Consider the following 573-nt stretch of genomic DNA (forward strand, 5'->3'; position numbering starts at 1 on the left):
GCTGATGTCCGGCAGTGCTTTTGCCGTTACGCACCACGCCTTCAGTAGCGGAGCAGGAAGGACATCTGATGGAAATGGAAGCCACGCAAGCACCTTAAAGTCACCATCATACACTAAATCAGTAAGTTGGCAGCATTACCAGGTATTTGTATCTCATCGAGAACTTGCCTGCCATTATGGTATTCTGACGCATACCATTTGATAATAGACGCCTGCACGCGAGATATTTCCGCTTCAGCAGTTGGTAAATCTCTCTTATCTCCTGACCATTCCAGCTTTATTTCTCTGTTCTTGACATCTGGGCTGGTGTGAAAAAATGTAGTAATTCGCTGTATAACATCTTCAGTCATTGTGGTCTGACAGGCAAAATTATTATTGCTATCACAGCTAACAAGTATACCTGGCGTTGTCTGGTTTATTTTTAGGCTGTAAATCACTTTTATATTGTCTTTATTGATATACAGAAACAACAGCACTGAGGTGTACTGGCAATAGCGGACACTACCATTTGTTCTTTTTTTGAGCAGCCATCTGATGATATTTTTCCCTGAAGGCTGCCGGGGAGATATTCCC

The 573-nt window shown here is 42.8% G+C and carries 1 protein-coding gene and 1 pseudogene; both read right to left on the minus strand.

Going from position 1 to position 573, the window contains the following annotated elements; all coding sequences use genetic code 11:
• A partial coding sequence (locus tag BHE85_RS18060) for an IS1 family transposase (protein ID WP_305773726.1) occupies positions 1 to 85 on the minus strand: 85 nt, incomplete at its 3' end.
• A 55-nt stretch (positions 86 to 140) separates the two neighbouring features.
• A pseudogene (gene ykgH / locus BHE85_RS18065) lies at positions 141 to 476 on the minus strand (protein YkgH); the annotation flags it as partial.
• Positions 477 to 573: the final 97 nt, after the last annotated feature.

This window comes from Shigella sp. FC1567, from assembly GCF_001743015.1.
GTDB lineage: Bacteria > Pseudomonadota > Gammaproteobacteria > Enterobacterales > Enterobacteriaceae > Escherichia > Escherichia coli.